Raw genomic sequence first — 20,121 nt, 5'->3', positions numbered from 1 at the left:
ATAGGGTATAGACGTTTGAAAGTCTACTTCTTAGGAGGTAGACTTTTTTAATTTAATTATGAACAATTTGTTAACAAAAAGTTGACATTAGTAAGTTGAGAATATAAACTGTTTATATTGTCAAAAAAGTATATAAGATAAATATTGAAAGTTAGGGATGAATTATGGTAAAAAGTATGACTAGCTTCGGTAGAAGTAGTAGTGAAGAAGGACAAAAACGTATTTTTACTGTTGAGATGAAAAGTGTCAATAATAGATATTTAGATATAAATATCAGAATGCCTAAAGCTTTAATTTCATTAGAAGAAGAAGTGAGAAAGATGATTTCATCCTCTTTATCAAGAGGAAAAGTTGATGTTTTTATTAACTTAAAAAATTATTCTCAAAATGAAGGAACACCAAAGGTTGATTTAAAGCTTGCTGAAGACTACTTAAATTGTTTAAGAGAAATAGAAACAAATTTTGGACTTAAAAATGATGTATCAGTAATGCAACTTGCAAGATTCCCAGAAGTTATAACAGTAGTTCAAGAAGAGGAGAAGGTAGAGGAGATATTCGAAGAATTAAAACCTTTAATTTCAACTTCAATTGAAATGATGATAAATATGAGAATTGTTGAAGGGGAAAAATTAAAAGAAGATATATTAGATAAAGTAAGTGTAATAGAAGATTTAGTTAGAGAAATCGAAAAGGTAGCTGATACAGTTCCAAAAGCTTATAAAGTTAAATTAGAAGAAAGATTATCAGAACTTTTAAGTGGTGCGGATATTGATCAAAATAGGTTAGCCACAGAAGTATGTATATTTGCAGATAAAGCAACTGTAGATGAAGAAATAACAAGATTAGGAAGTCACATTAGCCAAATTAGAAAAACTTTAAGCTTAAATGAACCTATAGGAAGAAAATTAGATTTTATAATTCAAGAAATGAATAGAGAGACTAATACTATAGGATCTAAATCAAGTGATATTCATATGACTAATATAGTCATTGATATAAAAAATCTTATCGAAAAGATAAGGGAACAAGTTCAAAATATAGAATAATAGGAGGAGAGCAATGGGAATTAAGTTAATCAACATTGGTTTTGGAAATATTGTTTCAGCAAATAGACTTGTAGCAATAGTAAGTCCAGAATCAGCACCGATTAAAAGAATAATCCAAGAAGCTAGAGACAGAGGTATGTTAATCGATGCAACTTATGGAAGAAGAACAAGAGCTGTTTGTATAACTGATAGTGATCATGTAATTTTATCAGCAGTTCAACCAGAAACTGTTGCACATAGATTATCAACTAAAGATGAAACTGTAGATGAGGTTGATGAATAATGACTAATAATAAGGGATTATTAATAGTGGTATCAGGACCATCAGGAGCTGGAAAAGGTACAATATGTAAAGCGTTATTAGAAAAACATGATGATTTATTTATATCTGTTTCAGCTACTACGAGACAGCCTAGAGCTGGTGAAGTAGATGGTGTTAATTATCACTTTATAACAAAAGAAGATTTTATTAAAAGAGTAGAACAAAAAGATTTCCTAGAATATGCTGAAGTATATGGAAATTATTATGGGACACCAAAGTCAAAAGTTGAAGAAATGCTTAATAGTGGCAAAAATGTAATTCTAGAAATAGATATTCAAGGTGCACTTAAAGTTAAAGAGAACTTTAAAGAAGGTGTATTTATATTTATACTTCCTCCATCAATGGAAGAATTAAAACAAAGAATAATTAAAAGAGGCAGTGAAACACCTGAATCTTTAATGAGAAGATTTAAATCTGCATATCAAGAAATAAATTATATATCAAAATATAATTATGCAGTAGTAAATGATATAGTTGATGTAGCAGTTTCTAAAATAGAAGGAATTATTACAGCTGAAAAATGTAGAGTGGATAGAATAAAAGATACAATATTAGATTCTAAGGAGGGCTTAATTCATGAACAACTCTATGATTAATCCATCAATAGTAGACTTATTAAAAAAGGTAGAAGATAGATATTCGTTAGTTATCGTTTCTTCTAGAAGAGCAAGACAAATTATAGATGGAAGCAATCCATTAACAACAAATAAATCAAAAAAACCTTTAACATTAGCTATTAATGAAATTAATGAAGGTTCAGTTAGCTACCATAAGGTAGAAGAAGGTACAAAATAGTCATGAGAGACAAAAAGAGAGTGGTAATAGGTGTTACTGGAGGAATTGCAGTATATAAAGCTTTAGACATAATAAGTGCTTTGAGAAAACAAGATGTTGAAATTAAAGTTATAATGACTGAGTCTGCACAAGAATTCGTTACACCTTTAGCGTTTCAATCGTTAAGCCAAAATATGGTTATAACCGATATGTTTGCAGAACCTAAGGCATGGGAGATTCAACATATATCTTTAGCTCAGTGGGCAGATATAATGTTGATTGCACCAGCCACTGCAAATATTATTGGTAAAGTTGCTAATGGTATAGCAGATGATATGCTTTCTACAACGATAATGGCAACAGAAGCAAAAGTTATTTTTGCGCCAGCTATGAATACAAAAATGTATGAAAATAAAATAGTTCAAGACAATATTAATAAATTGAAAAATTACGGATATAAATTTATAGAACCAGCTAGTGGAAGATTAGCTTGTGGAGATCTTGGAAAAGGTAAATTAGCTAATGTATCTGATATAGTTGATAGAGTATTGTTAGAACTTGAAGAAAAAGAACAAGATCTTTTAGGTAAAAAAGTATTAGTTACTGCAGGACCTACTATAGCGCCTATTGATCCAGTGAGATATATTACAAATAAATCTACAGGAAAGATGGGATATGCTATTGCACAAGAGGCAAAAGAGCGAGGGGCTGAAGTAACATTAGTATCTGGCCCGACAAATATACCTAGAATAGCAGATATTAATTTTATAAGTGTAAAAACTAATAGTGAAATGAAAGATGCAGTTTTAAGGTATTATGATTTTGCTGATATAGTAATTAAGTCAGCAGCAGTAGCTGATTATAAACCTAAAGAATATAGTAATGAAAAGATAAAAAAAGGTGAGGGTGACTTACAGTTAACACTTACTAGAGATAGTGATATCCTAAAAATTTTAGGAGAAAGAAAAAAAGAGCAAATTCTTGTTGGTTTTGCAGCAGAAAGTAATAATGTTTTAAATAATGCAGAAAAGAAGCTTAAAAACAAGAATTTAGATTTTATTGTAGCTAATGATATTACTGCAAGTGATACTGGTTTTGCAAGTGAAGATAATAAAGTGACTATACTGTCTAAGGATGGTAGTGTTATAAATCTTGATAAGATGAGTAAAAAGCAGGTAGCTACAAATATATTTGATATGATTCTAGGAAAGCGCTAATTGCGCTTTTCTTTATATTGAAAGGGTCATTAAAAATAAATATTATATGGATTATATTAGTAATATGAGGGTGATTTTTTGATTCTTTATGGTGAAATAATATTAAATAGCGAAGCTGTAGAAATTGATAGACCTTTTACTTATAAAATTCCTGAAAGTCTTAACGATAAGGTTAGTGTAGGGCAGATTGTAAAAGTTCCTTTTGGCTTTAGAAATAAACCAGTAGAAGGGTTTATAATAAGTATAAAAAAAGAGGATGAAGTAGAATTTGAATACAAGGTGAAAGAATTACTATCTATTGAAACAGAGGAACCAATCATTACCCCAGATGACATTGAATTAATTTATTTTTTGAAGGAAAAATATCTTTGTAAATATATAGATGCTTTTAGGCTTTTAATACCTATAGGGATTATGAAAGGTGCTAAAAATAAAGTTAAAAATGTTATAGTATTAGTTAAAGATGATTTAGATGATATAAAAAATCCAGATGGATATAAAGAAATTATAAATATTTTAAAAGAGTATTCAGGTAAATATTCTAAAAGTGAACTAATAAAGAACTTTTCTATATCTCAATATAAACTTAACAACTTGATAAAAAAAGGAATTTTAAAATCCGTAGAAGAAGTTGTATTTAGGTATAATGAAAGAGAATATATAAAAGATGAAGATAAAAAATTAACTTATGAGCAACATAATGCTATAGAAAAAATATTGAATTCTGATAAAAATATCTTTTTGTTAAAAGGGGTAACGGGATCAGGAAAAACAGAAATATATATGAGATTAGTTCAATGGGAATTGAGAAATGATAGATCAGCTATAATCTTAGTACCGGAAATAGCTTTAACACCGCAGATGATAGAAAGATTTAAAGGAAGATTTGGCAAAGATGTAGCGTTGTTTCATAGTAAGCTTTCAGATGGAGAGAGATTTGATGAGTGGCATAGAGTTAAAGAAGGAAAAGCAAGAGTAATTGTAGGAGCAAGAAGCGCACTGTTTTTACCTGCTAAAAACTTAGGGCTTATTATAATAGATGAAGAACATGAAAATACATATAAGTCAGAGCAAAATCCTAAATATCAAGCAAAAGAAGTTGCTGAATATATTGTAAATAAAAGGGGAGCTAAATTAGTTTTAGGCTCAGCAACACCTACTATTGAAAGTTATTATAGAGCTATTTCAGGTGAAATTGATTTAGTTGAGATTACTAAAAGAGTCGATGGTAAACCTATGCCTACAATGGAACTTGTTGATATGAGAGAAGAGTTGAAGGTAGGTAATAGATCATTATTTAGTAGGAAGCTATTTAAGAGCATCGAAGAAGTGCTGGCGAAAAAAGAACAAATAGTTTTGTTTTTAAATAGAAGAGGTTTTTCAACGTTTGTATCATGTAGAAGTTGTGGATATGTTTTTAAATGTGATGAATGTGAAATTTCTATGACATATCATAAAAATGGTTTTCTAGTATGTCATTATTGTGGTAAAACTAAAAGAGAGCCTAGTAAATGCCCAAAATGTGAAAGTAAATATGTGAAATTTTTTGGAGCAGGAACGCAAAGGGTTGAAGACGAAATAAAAAAGTACTTTAAAGATGCAAGAGTTATAAGAATGGATGTAGATACTACAAGAGCAAAGGATTCTCATGAGAGATTATATAATGCCTTTAAAAGAGGAGAGGGAGATATTTTAATTGGAACCCAAATGATTTCAAAAGGATTAGATTTCCCGAATGTAACTTTAGTTGGCATTTTAGCGGCTGATATGTCTATCAATATACCGGATTATAGATCAGCAGAAAGAACCTTTCAATTAATAACTCAAGTTGCAGGAAGAGCAGGTAGAGGGGTTAAAGAAGGAAAGGTTATTATACAGACATATACTCCAGAACATTATAGCTTACAATATGCTAAAAATTATGATTATGAAGGATTCTATGAAAAAGAATTTACAGTGAGGGCATTAATGAATTATCCTCCTTTTGGGAAAATATTATTAATAAATGGAAGTTCAAAAGATGAAAAAATACTAAAAGATTTTATGAATGATATAGCAACTAAGATATCTATGGTGGTAAAAGATTATGATGAAATTGATATATTAGGTCCTATTCCATGTATGATTCAGAAAATCAAGGAAAATTTTAGGTGGCAAATAGTTCTAAAAGGGGAATTTGATTTAAAATTTGCAAAAAAAATTCAAGAATTACTTTATGATAATAATAAGAGCAATTATAATGAAATAAGAATAAGTATAGATATTAATCCAAACAGTCTAATTTAGGAGGAATAATTATGGCAATTAGAAATATAAGAAAAATTGGTGATGATGTTTTAAGAAAGAAATGTAAAGAGATTACAGAAATAACACCAAGAGATTTAGTTTTAATAAAAGACATGGCTGAGACTATGTATGCTGCTGATGGTGTTGGGTTAGCAGCTCCTCAAGTAGGAATTTTAAAAAGATTATTTGTAATTGATATAAGAGATGAAGAAGGGCTAATGGTATTTATTAATCCAGAAATATTAGAAACTAGTGGATCTCAAATTGATGATGAAGGGTGCTTAAGTGTTCCAGGTGAATCTTGTGAAGTAGAGCGTCCAAATTATGTTAAGGTAAGAGCTTTCAATGAAAAAGGAGAGCAATTTATTTTAGAAGCAGAAGGACTACTTGCAAGAGCTGTGCTTCATGAAAATGACCATTTAAATGGTGTTTTATACGTAGACTACAGAAAATAAGGAGAGATTAGAATGAAGATTGTATTTATGGGAACTCCAGATTTTGCTGTACCTTCATTAGAAAAAATTATTTCTAAATATGGAGTTGAAGCTGTATTTACTCAACCTGATAGACCAAAAGGAAGAGGTAAAAAGATGGCTTACTCACCAGTAAAAGAGGTTGCTGTAAAGCATAATATAAAAGTTTTTCAACCAGAAAAGCTAAAGGAAGATAGAGAAGCTATAGAATATTTAAAAGATTTAAAACCAGACTTTATAATAGTAGTTGCTTTTGGGCAAATATTAACTAAAGAGGTTTTAGATATACCTAGTATAGGATGTATAAACTTACATGCATCATTATTACCTATGTATAGAGGAGCAGCACCTCTTAATTGGGTAGTGATAAATGGAGAAAAAGTATCTGGAAATACAACTATGCTTATGGATGTTGGCTTAGATACTGGAGATATGCTATTAAAGGATGAAGTAGAAATAACTGAAAATATGACAGCAGGTGAATTGCATGATAAGCTTATGATAAGTGGAGCTGATCTTTTAATAAAAACTATCGAAGGAATGTCAAAAGGAGAAATAACTCCAATAAAGCAAGAAGGCGAAACTTGTTATGCTAAAATGTTAAATAAAGATACAGGAAAAATAGATTGGGAAAAATCGGCTAAAGATATTCACAATTTAATAAGAGGACTTAATCCATGGCCTATAGCTCATACTACATATAAAGGTGAAAGTATGAAAATCTATGAAAGTATTGTTATAAATGAAAATAGTTCTAAAGAACCAGGAACTATTATTAGTGTTAACAAAAGTGGTATGAAGGTAAACACTTCAGATGGAATAATATTAATAAAGAAGATTCAATTTCCAAATGGTAAGCCATTAACAATTGAACAATATATTAATGGTAAAGAGATTGAAGTAGGAACTAAATTAGTATAAAGAAAGGGAGAGGGAAATATGCCTTTTGGATTTTATCCAGATAGAACAATGTTAATGCTAATACCAGCGATATTAATTGCTTTATGGGCTCAAAGTAAGGTGAGTAGTACTTATAGAAAATATAAAGCTATAAGAACTATGAATGGATATACTGGTGAGCAAGTGGCTAGAATGATGTTAGATGAAGCCGGACTTTATGATGTACCAGTTGTAGAAACAGGTGGGGAGTTATCGGATCATTATGATCCAACTCGTAGAATTGTAAGATTATCGAGAGATGTGTTTTACGGAACATCTATATCTGCAGCAGGAATAGCAGCTCATGAAATTGGGCATGCAATACAACATAAAGAGCACTATAAACCACTTGTTTTACGTACATCAATAGCTACAGGCGTTAATTTTGCAAGTCAAATGTCTATGATTTTATTTGTTTTAGGGATATTTTTAAGTATTCCTGGACTTACAACTATAGGAATTATATTCTTTTCTGCATCAGTAATTTATCAACTAGTTACATTGCCGGTTGAGTTTAATGCATCTAGTAGAGCGTTAAAGGTGTTAGAAGGAAGAGGAATTTTACTAGGAAATGAAGTAGATGGGGCAAAAAAGGTATTAGGTGCAGCAGCTATGACTTATGTAGCAGCAGCATTAATGTCAATAACACAATTATTAAGATTAATTGCATTAAGCAATAGAAATAACGATTAAGAGGTAAAGTATGAATAGTAGAGAAATAGCATTAAATGTAGTAAATAGAGTATTAAATGAAGGAGCTTATTCAAATTTAGTTCTTTCTAAAGAACTAAATCAGTCTGATTTATGTGATAAAGATAAGGCTTTAGTAACAGAACTTGTTTATGGAACATTAAGAAGAAAAAATACTTTAGATACTATAATTTCAAATTTTATAAGAGATATAAATGAAATGGATAGAGAAGTATTAAATATATTAAGAATTGCAATATATCAAATGCATTTCTTAGATAAGGTTCCAGAGTTCGCTGCATGTAATGAAGCCGTTGAACTAGCTAAAAAGATATCTGAAAAAGATGCTAAATTAGTTAATGGAATATTAAGAAGTTACACTAAAAATCCAGATGATATAGAGGTTAAAAGTGGAAAAGTTAATGAATTAGCGTATATCTATTCATATGAAGATTGGTTCATAAGAATGATATATAAGCAATATGGTGAAAATTACGGTAAAAAGATACTTGCTGGATTAAATCAAACTCCAAAGGTTACTGTAAGAGTAAATAATAATAAGGCTGATTATGATGAAGTTTATGACAAACTTGAAGAAATGGAATATAACATAGAAGAAGGATATGCTTGTCCTGAAGCTATAATAATTTCAGGAGGAAAGTCAGTTGAGAATAATCCTTTATTTGTAGAAGGATATATAACTGTTCAAGACGAAAGTGCGATGATTGTAGCGCCATTATTAGATGTAAAAGAAGGGGATACAGTTTTAGACTTATGTGCTGCTCCTGGAGGAAAAACAACTCATATAGCAGAGTTATTAAATAATACAGGAAAAGTTTTAGCTTTTGATTTACATGAAAATAAGTTATCACTAATTACTGAAAATGTTGAGAGATTAGGATTAAACAATGTAACTGTAGATGTTATGGATGCAACAAAGTTAAATAGTAAATTAATAGCATCTGCTGACTCTGTTTTAATAGACGTACCATGTTCAGGTATTGGTATAATAAGAAAGAAACCAGAAATAAAGTGGAATAAAACAAGAAATTCACTTAAAGAATTAGTTCCAGTTCAAAGAGAAATAATGGATAATGCATGGCATTATTTAAAGAGTGGAGGAACTTTAGTATATTCTACATGTACTCTTAATAAAGAAGAAAATGAAGATAATATAAATTGGTTCTTAAATAAATATAAAGATGCAGAAATAGAGAAAATATTCTTAGGTAATATGGAAAACTTTATATATAATGATAATGGTTCTTTAACAATATTACCAAATCAATATATGGATGGATTCTTTGTAGCAAAGCTTAAGAAAAAGTAGTAGGTGAACCTATGGAAAATTTATTAGATTTCACATTAGAAGAATTACAAAATTGGATGAAGGAAAATGGGGAAAGTGCTTTTAGAGCAAAGCAAGTTTTTTCATGGATATACAATGAAGTATGGGATTATGATGATATGAAGAATATTCCTAATTCTTTAAAGCATAAACTAAAAGATAACTTTTATATAGGAATACCTAAAATTGAAGAAGTATATGAGTCTTCTTTAGATGGAACTAAAAAAATGCTTTTAAGATTTAGAGATGGAAACATAATAGAATCAGTAATAATGCAATATAAACATGGGAATTCAATATGTATTTCAACACAAGTAGGGTGCAGAATGGGATGTAAGTTCTGTGCTTCTACCTTAGGTGGGCGTGTTAGGGATTTAACTTGTGGAGAGATTTTAGCACAAGTTATTATAGGTAAAAAAGTATGTGGTGATAGAATTTCAAATATAGTACTTATGGGAAGTGGGGAACCTCTAGATAATTTTGATAATGTTATGAAGTTCCTTAAACTAGTAAATGCTGATTATGGATTAAATATTGGCCAAAGACATATTACTTTATCTACATGTGGTATAGTACCTAAAATAATTGAATTAGCAGATAAAGAGATGAGCATAACATTAGCGATTTCATTACATGCATTTAGCGATGAGAAGAGAAAAGAAATAATGCCTATAGCAAATAAGTATACTATATCTGAAATTTTAGATTCCTGTAGATATTACATAGAAAAAACAGGAAGAAGAATTACTTTTGAATACTCATTAGTTTCAGGAGTAAATGATAGTAAAGAAGATGCTAGATCGCTAGGAAGAATTTTAAAAGGTATGTTATGTCATGTTAATTTAATTCCTGTAAATGAGATAAAAGAAAATACGCTAAAAAGACCATCTAAAAAGGTTATAGAGGAATTTGAAGAGATATTAAAGAATAATGGTATTGAAGTTACTGTAAGAAGGGAAATGGGTGCAGACATAAATGCTGCTTGTGGACAGTTAAGAAAGAGTTACATAGAGTCTGCTAAGTAAAAGGAAGGGGTTATTGTATGGTTAGTATGAAGAGTGATAAAGGTATAGTTAGAAATTTAAATGAAGACTATGCTGATTTTTATGAAGGAAATAACTATAAGATTTATGTTGTAGCTGATGGAATGGGAGGCCATAATGCTGGAGAAGTAGCAAGTAAAATGGCTGTGGAATCAGTAATTGAATATATAAATAAGCAGGACTTATTAGAACACTCTTTAGAAGAAGCTATTTTATATGCCAATAGAAAAATATATGATCTTTCAATAAAAGAAAAGAGTTATGGTGGCATGGGAACAACATTAACCGCTTGTCTTGTAAGAGATAATATAATTGAGATTGCAAATGTTGGAGATAGTTGCTGTTTTGGTTTGAATGAAAAAGGAATAATTAAATTAACGAAAGATCACTCGTTGGTACAAGAACTTATAGATTCAGGATCTTTGACAGAAGAGGAAGGTAGAAATCATCCTAAGAAGAACATAATAACAAGAGCATTAGGTACTTCGAAAGATGTAGTAGTAGATATATTTAAAATTGAAAAGAATAAGTTTAAAGTCTTTTTACTTTGTTCAGATGGATTAATTAATGAAGTATCTAAAGAAGAAATTTTTAATATTATTACTAATAGTAAAGATTTAGATCAGGCTACTAATGATCTGGTTTCTTTAGCAAAAGAACAAGGGGGAAGAGATAATATTACTGTCTTGCTGTTTGGAGGAGAGGTGTAGAAATGATCGGGATGATATTAGGGGATAGATATGAGTTATTAGAAGTAATAGGTGAAGGTGGTATGGCTGTAGTTTACAAGGCTAGAGATAAAAAGCTTAATAGGCTAGTAGCAGTAAAAATTCTGAAAAAAGAATTTGCTGATAATAAAGATATATCTGAGAAGTTTAAAAAAGAAGCTACAGCTATAGCTAATTTATCTGATATGAATATAGTTAATGTATTAGATGTAGGACATGAAGATGAAGATAATATAGACTATTTTGTAATGGAATTAGTTGAAGGAAAAACATTAAAAGAGATAATATTATCAAATGGAAAGATTAGTTGGTCTACAGCAAGTACAATTGCAATTCAAGTAGCTAAAGCTTTAGACTGTGCTCACAGAAATGGAATTATTCATAGAGATGTAAAACCACAAAATATACTAATAACTGAGCATGGTGATGTTAAAGTAACAGATTTCGGAATTGCAAAAAGTGCAACATCTTCTACTATTACAAATACAACAACAATTATGGGATCAGCTCACTATTTATCTCCAGAACAAGCTAAAGGTACATTTATAGATTATAGAACAGATTTATATTCTTTAGGGATAGTATTATATGAAATGGTAACAGCTAAGCTTCCTTTTGATGGAGAATCACCAGTTACTATTGCTTTAAAGCATATACAGCAAGATCCAATCGAGCCTAAAAAGTTAAATGATGCAATACCAGAAAGTTTAAATAATTTTATTCTTAAAGCTATTAGCAAGGATCCTATTTTAAGATATCAAACTGCAAAAGAAATGATTAGTGACTTACAAAGAATAAAAGAAAATCCTATGGTAGGAATACAACCACCTTCTGAAAATGATGGTGGAAGAACTATTGTGATGAGTCCTATTAAGGCTGATGTTAATTCAAAACCTAAAAAAGTTGATAAAGTAAGCCAACACCAAAATCGAATAGATAATGAAGATTATGAAAAAGATGAAGAAGATTTTGATGATGATTATTTTAAGAAGAAAAATAAGAAAAAAGGTAAAGGATTAATAGTTGGTGGAATAATAGTAGTTCTTTTATTACTAGTAGGAATCTTTACAACTATATTTCTTAGTGGAAATAAAGTTGAACAAATTAAAGTTCCTAATATAGTAGGTAAGAATTTCGATGAAGCAAAAAAAGAAATTGAAGCATTAGGTTTAAAACTTGAGGTAGAGAAAACAGAAAATAGTGATAAACCAGATGGTGAAATTTTAAGTAGTAATCCGTTAGCTGATGCAATGATAGATAAAGGATCAATTATTAAAGTTGTTGTTTCAGGTGGATTAGAAAAAGTTGTTGTACCAAATTTAAGAGATTATGAAGAAAATGTAATAAAGCAATATTTAGATTCTAAAGGGTTTAAATATGAATTAAATTATGAATTTAATGATGATGTTGAAAAAGGATATTATGTCAGTCAAGATCCTAAGGCTGGAACTGAAATACCTAAAGGTGATACTATTTATGTAACTATAAGTAAGGGCCCTGAGGTTAAATTAGTTAAAGTTAAAAACTATATTGGATATAATGTTAATGATGCAAAATCAGATTTAGAAAATCAAAAGTTTATAGTTAATATTATTGAACAAGAAACAGATAGACAAAATGAAGATGGAAAAGTAATAGATCAACCTGTTAAAGATATTGAAGTTAAAGAGGGAACATCTATTGATCTTTATGTAGGAAAATACGTTGAACCTACAACAGATATAAATCAATTTATATCAGAAGGAATGCTACTATCAGATGCAATTGTTGTATTAGATTCTAATAATATTAAGTATAGCGTAGATGGAGGAATGCCTCCAGCAGCAGAAACTAACCAATATAAGGTGGTAGGATTTACACCAAGCATAAAAGATGGTGAACTTGTTAAAATACAAGTAGAAAAGATAGAATCATTACCTACGGATACATCTCCAGAAAGTCAATCTTCAGAAAATCAACCTTCAGAAAATCAATCGCCAAATAACGAAGGATCAAATTAAAATACTAAATGGTATTAGACTAATTTATATAATGAATACCCCTTTATAGTAGAAGTTTCATAGATAAAATTGCTTCTATAAAAGGGGTATTCTTATTATATTTATAGGTAATAGCTTAAATATATTGCATTTTTTATTAAAAGGTGTTTATTATAATAAGAGAACAAATTCTTTGGAGGAAATATGAAAGGAAAAATAATTAAGGGAATTGGTGGTTTTTACTATGTAAAAACATCAGAAGGACTTATTGAATGTAAAGCCAGAGGGAAATTTAGACATAAAGATATGAAACCTATGGTTGGAGATGATGTAGAAATAGAAGTTAGTAATGGTAAAGGGGTAATTGAAGATATATTTGAGAGGAAATCTCAATTGATTAGACCTACTGTTGCAAATGTAACTCAGGCCTTTGTTGTTTTTGCTGTCAAAAATCCAGATATAAATTTTGATTTATTAAATAGGTTTTTGATTTTATGCGAACATAATAATATTAAAGCAGTAGTATGTTTAAATAAGGTAGATTTAGTTTCAGAAGAAGAGAAAGAAGCTATAAGGCAAAGAATAGTAGATATAGGCTATGAAGTATTATACATAAATGCAAAAAAGGGAATTGGAGTAGAAAAGCTTAGAGAGAAGTTAGATAATAATGAAACAGTTTTATGTGGGCCGTCAGGGGCTGGTAAATCAACACTAATTAATACATTAACTCAAAAGTTCCATATGGAAACAGGGGAAGTATCAGAAAAGATAGGAAGAGGTAAACATACAACAAGGCATAGTGAATTAATAGATGTAGTTGGTGGATATATAGTAGATACTCCAGGATTTTCAACGTTAGAAGTAAACTTTATTGAAAAAGAAGATTTAAGATATAGTTTTCCGGAATTTGAAGAGTATAATAATTTGTGTAAATTTAGAGGGTGTCTTCATTATAAAGAACCTAACTGTGCAGTAAAAAAAGCAGTTGAAGAAGGCAAAATTAACAAATATAGATATGATTTTTATATAAGAACATTAGAAGAGAAAATGGATGGGAGGAAATATTAATGATAAAGATTGCACCGTCAATATTATCAGCAGATTTTTCGAAATTAGGAGAGGATATAGAGAAACTTCATAATGCTGGAGCTGATTTCATTCATATTGATGTCATGGATGGAAGATTTGTTCCAAACATAAGTTTTGGTATGCCAATAATAAAAGCTATAAGAAATAGAACAGATAAAGTTTTTGATGTTCATTTAATGATTGAAGAACCATCAAAATATATTGATGACTTTATAGCAGCAGGAGCAGATTTAATCACTATACATTATGAAGCAGAGAAGCATATAGATAGAGCTATACAGTATATTAAATCTAAAGGTGTTAAGGCTGCTGTAGCGCTTAATCCAGGAACACCTACAACTGTTTTAAAGGATATAATAAGTGAATTAGATATGGTGCTTATAATGTCTGTAAATCCTGGATTTGGTGGGCAGAAGTTTATAAAATATTCTATAGATAAAATAAAAGAAGTTAAAGCTATGAGTGAAAAGGTTAATAAAGATTTGCTTATTCAAGTTGATGGAGGAATTGACCCTTCTAATGTTTTAGATGTTATTGAAGCAGGAGCAAACGTTATTGTAGCAGGTTCAGCAGTGTTTAAAAATGGAGAGATAGAAAAGAATATTTCATTATTAAGAGGAAGATAGTATGAAGGCTTTAATAGTTTCAGGAGGAGAAAGACCATCTATAGAGCTGTTAAAAGAAATAGCGGCTGAATCAGAGCTAATTATTGGTGCTGATAAAGGTTGTGATTCTTTATATGATTCAAAAATAATACCTAAATATATAGTAGGAGATTTTGATTCTGCTAATATTAAAAAAGTCAATTATTTAAAAGAATATGGAGCTATAAAGTTAGAATTTAACCCGGAAAAAGATTTTACTGATTCAGATAGTGCACTAAATTTAGCAATAGAAGAAGGTGCTAATGATATAATATTATTAGGGGTTACAGGTAGTAGATTAGATCATACCTTTGGAAATTTAGGATTACTAATTAGCGCGTTGAATAAAAATGTTAAGGCTACCATTATAAATGAAAATAATAAAATATTTATCGTTAGAAATAGTGTTTCTTTAAATAAAGATATAAGATACAAGTACATATCATTTTTATCTTATGGAGATGTAGTAAAAGGGCTAACTATAAGAAATGCAAAATATAATTTAAAAAATTATGATCTTTTTATAGGAGATACTATGACAGTGTCTAATGAATTTATAGATGAAAATATAGAAGTAGAATTTAAGTCAGGTAAACTTTTAGTAATTTACTCTAATGATTAAATAAATTGTCTAAAAATAAAATAATATTTATTTTAAAATTTCTTAAAAATTAATCACCTAATTCCTTACTAATGCATAATATGAATATGTAGGAAAGGTGATTTTTTTTAGGAGGGATTCTAATGAAGATAATAGCAATAAAATTACCGAAGTTTTTATCATCTATTATTAAGTTTTTTACAAGAAAAAAATAATTACATAGGGATATAATGATACCTATAAAATTAAAAAATAAAAAATGCAATTGAGTTAATCAATTGCATTTTTTATTTGAACTTATATTGCTCTTTCAACCTTACCAGATCTAAGGCATCTTGTACATACATGAACAGTTTTTGGTGTTCCGTTAACTAAAGCCTTTACTCTCTTTATGTTAGGAGCCCAAGTTCTCTTAGATTGACGATGTGAGTGTGAGTATTGAGTTCCAGATACAACACCTTTGTTACAAACTTCGCATCTTCTTGCCACTTGAAAACACCTCCTTATTATGTGAAGATAAATTCTCTTCAATAGGACAAAATAGATTCTATCATAAAATATATACAATTTGCAAGCGAAAATAAAAAAAAATAGAAATATACTAATAATATTTTTTATGAAAACCTATATAAGGATAATTTTACTTGAATTAATAGGTTAACTAATATACAATATTTTATAAGGATAATTATAAGGAGGATTCTATATGGTTGGATATGTAAACAATCTTGGAAATATACGTTACTCTGAGGAAGTACTTGCTAAAATAGTAGGTTTATCTACTATGGAGTGCTATGGCGTTGTTGGAATGGTTTCTAAAAATGCTACAGAAGGATTTTGGGAACTTATAAGAGTTGAAAACTTAAGTAAAGGTGTAAAATTAAAATTTAATGATGATGATAAATTAGAAATAGAATTATTTGTTATGGTTGAATACGGAACTAAGATTTCTGTTATAGCAAATAATATAATACAAAAGGTTCGTTATAGCGTTGAAAATTATACTGGATTAAGTGTGGCTTCAGTAACAGTAAACGTTCAAGCGGTTAGAGTCTAGGAGGTAACATAATGAAATATGAAAGAATAAACGGCCATGATTTTTATAATATGGTTGTTAATGCTAGCAATAGACTTGTAGAGGAAAGCGATTTTGTAAATGCTTTAAATGTTTTCCCAGTTCCAGATGGAGATACAGGAACTAACATGTCTATGACATTTAAGGCTGCAGTTAAAGAAATTGAAAATTTAAACTCAGAATCTATAGGAGAAACTTCTAAAAAGTTAGCTAAAGGTGCCCTAATGGGTGCTAGAGGAAACTCAGGTGTTATTTTATCACAAATTCTTAGAGGAATATCTAAAGGATTAGAAGGAAAAAATGATGTAGACTCTACTGAACTTGCGTTAGCATTTTTAGAAGGGAGCAAAGCTGCGTATAAAGCAGTAATGCGTCCTACAGAAGGAACTATTCTTTCAGTTATAAGAGCAGCAGCTGAAGCAGCTGTAAAAGAAGAAAAACAAGATGTGGTAGAGTTATTAAAAGTTGTTGTTGATGCATCAAAGGTAATGCTTGATAAGACTCCAGATCTTTTACCAGCTTTAAAGAAGGCTAAAGTAGTTGATTCAGGTGGTATGGGATTATATATAATTTTACAAGGAATGTATGATGCCCTTAAGGATGATATAAAAGCTGAAATAAAAGATGTAGTTGTAAAAGATGCAAATATGTCAGGTGCTGGAGCTGGATCTGCTAATGATGTAGATATTAAGTTTGGATACTGTACAGAATTTATTATATTAGGTGATGCTAAGAAAGCTAAAGCATTCCAAGATGAAATTGAGCCATTAGGTGACTCTATGATAGTAGTTGGATATGATGATGTAATAAAAGTACATATTCATACTAATAATCCAGGACTAGTTTTAGAAAAAGCAGTAGCAGTAGGTGAATTATCTAAAATTAAAATAGATAACATGAGAGAAGAGCATAGAGAAATGCTTGAGAAAGAAGAACTATTAGCAGATAAGCTTGAAGAAACTGAAGAAGTAGAAAAGAAGAAGTATGCTTTTGTATCTGTTGCAATGGGAAGTGGAATCACTAGTGTTCTTAAAGATTTAGGTGTTGATTATGTTATTGAAGGTGGTCAAACAATGAATCCATCTACTCAAGATATGATGGAGTGTATTTCAAAGTTAAATGCTGAGCATATATTCATACTTCCAAATAATAAAAATATAATAATGGCAGCAAATCAAGCAGCTGAAATAGCGGATAAAGATGTTAGAGTAATACCTACTAAGAGTATTCCACAAGGTATAACTTGTATAACTATGTTTAATCCAGAGGAAGATGCAGAAGTAAATGAAGCAAATATGATGGAAGCTCTTGATATGGTTAAGACAGGCTCTGTAACATATGCTGTAAGAGATACTGAAATGGATGGTATCGAAATAAAAGAAGGAAATATGTTAGGTTTAGTGGAAGGTAAAATCAAAAAAGTTGGAGATGACTATTTTGAAGTTGCTAAAGAAATACTTGAGTCTATGATAGATGATGAAAGTGAACTTATAACTATTTTCTATGGTAGTGATGTTGAAGAAAGTAAAATAGAAGATTTTGTAGCTGAATTAGAAGAGAAATATGAAGACTTCGATGTACAATGCTATAAAGGAGATCAACCTTTATATTACTTCATAATGTCAGTAGAATAATAATAAAAGGCTGTTGCAAATGCACAGCCTTTTTGCGTATAATTATTAAAATATACTTAATTTGGGATGAGGTGTATTTATGGATGTTACTAAAGATATAGGAAGTTTAAAAGGTGTGGGGCCAAAGCTTAAAGAGAAGCTTAATAAATGTGGAATTTTTACTATTTTAGATTTGCTTTTATATTTTCCTAGAGATTATGAGTTCTTAAGAAGTAATATATCAATTGATGAAATTGATGAAAAAGAAAAGCAGGTTTTGACTTGTAAGTGTACTAGTATAGAAAGAGATGTAAAGACGAGAACAGGAAAATTTATAACTACTATAAAATTTGATTATTTAGGGCATATTGTAGATGGAAAATGGTTTAATCAAAGATTTATAAAAAACTCATTTAAAGTTGGAGAAAGTTATGATTTGTTGGGGAAATATAAAAAGATAGGCAATAGGTTAGAAATAGTTAATCCTATTGTTGGAGTAAAAGTTGCTAAAGAAAATGAAATTGTACCAAAATATAGCTTGAAAGGAGATATGACAGATAAAATTTTAATAAAGCTTATAAATCAATGTATAGAGGATTTGAAAATTGAAGATAATCTTCCTAAAGAGTTAATAGAAAAGTATAAGCTTACTGATTTAGATTTTGCTATAAGAAATATTCATTTTCCTTCAGGTAGAGAAGCATTAGAAAAAGCTATAACAAGATTAAAATTTCAAGAGTTATTTAATTATTCTATGAAGTTGCTTATATTAAAAAGAAAGCTAAAGAGTAAAAATGGAATAAAATTTGAATGGGCAAAGGAGTTAACAGATCTTAAAGAATCTCTCCCATATAGTCTTACTGAAGCTCAAACAAGAGTAGTTAGAGAAATACTTAGAGATCAAAAAAGCCCATTTCCTATGAATAGACTTGTACAAGGAGATGTTGGAAGTGGTAAAACTGTAGTAGCTATTATAGCAATGTTTAATGTTGTAAAAAATGGGTATCAGGCTACTTTGATGGTGCCTACAGAGATATTAGCTAACCAACATTATTTGGAAGCGAGAAAGTTATTAGAACCATTTAATGTACATATAGAACTTTTAACTGGTAGTACATCGCTAAAGGAAAAAAAGAGAATAAAAGAACTTATAGCAACAGATACTCCTATGATAGTAATAGGAACGCATGCATTAATTCAAGAAGATGTAGATTTTGCAAATTTAGGTCTAGCAATAACAGATGAGCAGCATAGATTTGGAGTTGAGCAACGAAATAAACTTATTAATAAAGGGAGAAGACCTGATGTATTAGTTATGACTGCTACCCCTATACCTAGAACCTTGGCTTTATATGTGTACTCTGACTTAGATATATCGGTTATTGATAAGTTACCACCTGGAAGAAAACCAGTTGAAACAAAATTCTTCTTAGAAAATGATAGGGATGCTGGTTATTCTTTAGTTATGGATGAAATTAATAAAGGGCGACAAGTGTATATTGTATGTCCGTTAATTGAAGAAGATGAAAAGATGGAGCTTAATTCTGTTGAAAAGTTATATAGAGAACTAAAGGAAGGAATTTTTAGAAATGTAGAAGTTGAGATTTTGCATGGTAAAATGAAGCCTAAGGAAAAAGACGATATAATAAATAGATTTAAGAAAAATGAGACAAAGGTGATTATTTCAACTACAGTAATTGAAGTAGGAGTAAATGTTCCTAATGCTTCGGTTATGATAATTGAAAATGCTGAGAGGTTTGGTTTAGCTCAGCTACATCAATTAAGAGGAAGAGTTGGAAGAGGGCAGTATGAATCTTATTGCATTTTAATCGGTAAAGCTAAAAGTGAAGTAACTAAAAAAAGAATGGAAATCATGACTTCATCAACTGATGGATTCTATATATCAGAACAAGATTTGAAGTTAAGAGGATCAGGTGAAATGTTTGGGATGAGACAAAGTGGTGATGAAGGATTAATATTAGCTAATATATATGAGGATTTAGCGATTTTAAGGTGCGCAAGAGAAGAGGGTAAGCAATTATTAAATTCAACTGATCCAGAAAAGATACGACTTTGCAATGAGATAGCTGAATCACTTGATAGATGGAGTCAGTATATCTGCTTTAATTAAAGCAGAGTTCAAATTTTAATTTAGAGATAATCGAGCTCGTACAATAGACGTTACGAGAAGGTGTTTGATTAAATAAATAAATTGTTAAGTGGAAAATTATATGATAGAATTAAAATGTTAAAA

20 protein-coding genes are annotated in these 20,121 nt (G+C 29.7%); 19 read left to right on the top strand and 1 reads right to left on the bottom strand.

Annotated elements, in window-relative coordinates; all coding sequences use genetic code 11:
• The first annotated feature begins 164 nt into the window (after window positions 1–164).
• The 16 genes from LQE93_RS07650 to LQE93_RS07575 all read left to right on the top strand — a co-directional run bounded on the left by LQE93_RS07650 (window position 165) and on the right by LQE93_RS07575 (window position 15,200).
• Window positions 165–1,046, top strand: a complete 882-nt coding sequence (locus LQE93_RS07650) for a YicC/YloC family endoribonuclease (RefSeq protein WP_055263229.1) — start codon at window positions 165–167, stop codon at window positions 1,044–1,046.
• Between the two features lie 13 nt (window positions 1,047–1,059).
• A complete protein-coding gene (gene remA / locus LQE93_RS07645) occupies window positions 1,060–1,329 on the top strand; it encodes an extracellular matrix/biofilm regulator RemA (protein WP_032118106.1) in 270 nt (89 codons plus the stop codon).
• Entirely contained in the window at window positions 1,329–1,964 is a 636-nt protein-coding gene (gmk, locus tag LQE93_RS07640; protein WP_084758926.1) for a guanylate kinase, read from the top strand. Before remA ends, gmk begins: the two co-directional genes overlap by 1 nt.
• Entirely contained in the window at window positions 1,945–2,163 is a 219-nt protein-coding gene (rpoZ, locus tag LQE93_RS07635) for a DNA-directed RNA polymerase subunit omega (protein ID WP_055263233.1), read from the top strand. Before gmk ends, rpoZ begins: the two co-directional genes overlap by 20 nt.
• Window positions 2,164–2,165: 2 nt before the next feature.
• The gene (gene coaBC / locus LQE93_RS07630) at window positions 2,166–3,359 is read left to right on the top strand and encodes a bifunctional phosphopantothenoylcysteine decarboxylase/phosphopantothenate--cysteine ligase CoaBC (protein ID WP_055263235.1); all 1,194 of its coding nucleotides are present in this window, start codon (window positions 2,166–2,168) and stop codon (window positions 3,357–3,359) included.
• A gap of 78 nt (window positions 3,360–3,437) precedes the next feature.
• Window positions 3,438–5,645: a primosomal protein N' gene (gene priA, locus LQE93_RS07625; RefSeq protein WP_055263237.1), complete on the top strand. Its 2,208-nt coding sequence runs from the start codon at window positions 3,438–3,440 to the stop codon at window positions 5,643–5,645.
• An 11-nt stretch (window positions 5,646–5,656) separates the two neighbouring features.
• On the top strand, window positions 5,657–6,100 hold the full coding sequence (gene def, locus LQE93_RS07620; RefSeq protein WP_055263239.1) for a peptide deformylase: 444 nt from the start codon (window positions 5,657–5,659) through the stop codon (window positions 6,098–6,100).
• A gap of 12 nt (window positions 6,101–6,112) precedes the next feature.
• Entirely contained in the window at window positions 6,113–7,039 is a 927-nt protein-coding gene (fmt, locus tag LQE93_RS07615) for a methionyl-tRNA formyltransferase (RefSeq protein WP_055263241.1), read from the top strand.
• Between the two features lie 18 nt (window positions 7,040–7,057).
• Complete coding sequence (locus tag LQE93_RS07610) at window positions 7,058–7,750, top strand: zinc metallopeptidase (protein WP_055263243.1); 693 nt, start codon at window positions 7,058–7,060, stop codon at window positions 7,748–7,750.
• Window positions 7,751–7,760: 10 nt separating this feature from the next.
• On the top strand, window positions 7,761–9,077 hold the full coding sequence (gene rsmB / locus LQE93_RS07605; protein WP_231072890.1) for a 16S rRNA (cytosine(967)-C(5))-methyltransferase RsmB: 1,317 nt from the start codon (window positions 7,761–7,763) through the stop codon (window positions 9,075–9,077).
• A gap of 11 nt (window positions 9,078–9,088) precedes the next feature.
• Window positions 9,089–10,120, top strand: coding sequence for a 23S rRNA (adenine(2503)-C(2))-methyltransferase RlmN (rlmN, locus tag LQE93_RS07600; RefSeq protein WP_055263247.1), 1,032 nt, complete (start codon window positions 9,089–9,091; stop codon window positions 10,118–10,120).
• A gap of 17 nt (window positions 10,121–10,137) precedes the next feature.
• Window positions 10,138–10,848, top strand: a complete 711-nt coding sequence (locus tag LQE93_RS07595; RefSeq protein ID WP_231072888.1) for a Stp1/IreP family PP2C-type Ser/Thr phosphatase — start codon at window positions 10,138–10,140, stop codon at window positions 10,846–10,848.
• A 2-nt stretch (window positions 10,849–10,850) separates the two neighbouring features.
• Entirely contained in the window at window positions 10,851–12,866 is a 2,016-nt protein-coding gene (gene pknB / locus LQE93_RS07590; protein WP_231072886.1) for a Stk1 family PASTA domain-containing Ser/Thr kinase, read from the top strand.
• Window positions 12,867–13,049: 183 nt separating this feature from the next.
• Window positions 13,050–13,913, top strand: coding sequence for a ribosome small subunit-dependent GTPase A (gene rsgA, locus LQE93_RS07585; RefSeq protein WP_055263253.1), 864 nt, complete (start codon window positions 13,050–13,052; stop codon window positions 13,911–13,913).
• Entirely contained in the window at window positions 13,913–14,560 is a 648-nt protein-coding gene (gene rpe / locus LQE93_RS07580; RefSeq protein WP_055263255.1) for a ribulose-phosphate 3-epimerase, read from the top strand. The genes rsgA and rpe overlap by 1 nt, the downstream gene beginning before the upstream one ends.
• A 1-nt stretch (window position 14,561) precedes the next feature.
• Entirely contained in the window at window positions 14,562–15,200 is a 639-nt protein-coding gene (locus LQE93_RS07575; RefSeq protein ID WP_055263257.1) for a thiamine diphosphokinase, read from the top strand.
• 276 nt (window positions 15,201–15,476) lie between these two features.
• Here the strand turns inward: LQE93_RS07575 and rpmB are convergent, their stop codons facing one another.
• Window positions 15,477–15,668, bottom strand: coding sequence for a 50S ribosomal protein L28 (gene rpmB / locus LQE93_RS07570; protein WP_005213497.1), 192 nt, complete (start codon window positions 15,666–15,668; stop codon window positions 15,477–15,479).
• A 217-nt stretch (window positions 15,669–15,885) separates the two neighbouring features.
• Between rpmB and LQE93_RS07565 the strand changes: the two genes are divergently transcribed.
• The 3 genes from LQE93_RS07565 to recG all read left to right on the top strand — a co-directional run bounded on the left by LQE93_RS07565 (window position 15,886) and on the right by recG (window position 19,998).
• Window positions 15,886–16,236 (top strand): Asp23/Gls24 family envelope stress response protein, encoded by a 351-nt coding sequence (locus LQE93_RS07565; RefSeq protein WP_055263259.1) that lies wholly within the window; start codon window positions 15,886–15,888, stop codon window positions 16,234–16,236.
• An 11-nt stretch (window positions 16,237–16,247) separates the two neighbouring features.
• On the top strand, window positions 16,248–17,888 hold the full coding sequence (locus tag LQE93_RS07560) for a DAK2 domain-containing protein (protein ID WP_055263261.1): 1,641 nt from the start codon (window positions 16,248–16,250) through the stop codon (window positions 17,886–17,888).
• 79 nt (window positions 17,889–17,967) lie between these two features.
• A complete protein-coding gene (recG, locus tag LQE93_RS07555; protein ID WP_231072884.1) occupies window positions 17,968–19,998 on the top strand; it encodes an ATP-dependent DNA helicase RecG in 2,031 nt (676 codons plus the stop codon).
• The last annotated feature ends 123 nt before the right edge of the window (window positions 19,999–20,121 follow it).

It is taken from the genome of Clostridium sp. NSJ-145 (assembly GCF_021044725.1).
Taxonomy (GTDB): Bacteria; Bacillota; Clostridia; order Clostridiales; family Clostridiaceae; genus Clostridium; species Clostridium disporicum_B.
The sequence above is the reverse complement of the archived record's forward strand: the minus strand, read 5'-3'. Positions and strand labels throughout refer to the sequence as shown.

Excerpts from the sequence above, each read along its gene's own strand:
- def (WP_055263239.1), top strand. The coding sequence starts at position 5,657 with ATGGCAATTAGAAATATAAGAAAAATTGGTGATGATGTTTTAAGAAAG.
- rsmB (WP_231072890.1), top strand. The coding sequence starts at position 7,761 with ATGAATAGTAGAGAAATAGCATTAAATGTAGTAAATAGAGTATTAAAT.
- LQE93_RS07560 (WP_055263261.1), top strand. The coding sequence starts at position 16,248 with ATGAAATATGAAAGAATAAACGGCCATGATTTTTATAATATGGTTGTT.
- LQE93_RS07610 (WP_055263243.1), top strand. The coding sequence starts at position 7,058 with ATGCCTTTTGGATTTTATCCAGATAGAACAATGTTAATGCTAATACCA.
- fmt (WP_055263241.1), top strand. The coding sequence starts at position 6,113 with ATGAAGATTGTATTTATGGGAACTCCAGATTTTGCTGTACCTTCATTA.
- rlmN (WP_055263247.1), top strand. The coding sequence starts at position 9,089 with ATGGAAAATTTATTAGATTTCACATTAGAAGAATTACAAAATTGGATG.
- pknB (WP_231072886.1), top strand. The coding sequence starts at position 10,851 with ATGATCGGGATGATATTAGGGGATAGATATGAGTTATTAGAAGTAATA.
- LQE93_RS07650 (WP_055263229.1), top strand. The coding sequence starts at position 165 with ATGGTAAAAAGTATGACTAGCTTCGGTAGAAGTAGTAGTGAAGAAGGA.
- coaBC (WP_055263235.1), top strand. The coding sequence starts at position 2,166 with ATGAGAGACAAAAAGAGAGTGGTAATAGGTGTTACTGGAGGAATTGCA.
- LQE93_RS07565 (WP_055263259.1), top strand. The coding sequence starts at position 15,886 with ATGGTTGGATATGTAAACAATCTTGGAAATATACGTTACTCTGAGGAA.
- gmk (WP_084758926.1), top strand. The coding sequence starts at position 1,329 with ATGACTAATAATAAGGGATTATTAATAGTGGTATCAGGACCATCAGGA.
- recG (WP_231072884.1), top strand. The coding sequence starts at position 17,968 with ATGGATGTTACTAAAGATATAGGAAGTTTAAAAGGTGTGGGGCCAAAG.
- remA (WP_032118106.1), top strand. The coding sequence starts at position 1,060 with ATGGGAATTAAGTTAATCAACATTGGTTTTGGAAATATTGTTTCAGCA.
- rpe (WP_055263255.1), top strand. The coding sequence starts at position 13,913 with ATGATAAAGATTGCACCGTCAATATTATCAGCAGATTTTTCGAAATTA.
- LQE93_RS07595 (WP_231072888.1), top strand. The coding sequence starts at position 10,138 with ATGGTTAGTATGAAGAGTGATAAAGGTATAGTTAGAAATTTAAATGAA.
- rsgA (WP_055263253.1), top strand. The coding sequence starts at position 13,050 with ATGAAAGGAAAAATAATTAAGGGAATTGGTGGTTTTTACTATGTAAAA.
- rpoZ (WP_055263233.1), top strand. The coding sequence starts at position 1,945 with ATGAACAACTCTATGATTAATCCATCAATAGTAGACTTATTAAAAAAG.
- LQE93_RS07575 (WP_055263257.1), top strand. The coding sequence starts at position 14,562 with ATGAAGGCTTTAATAGTTTCAGGAGGAGAAAGACCATCTATAGAGCTG.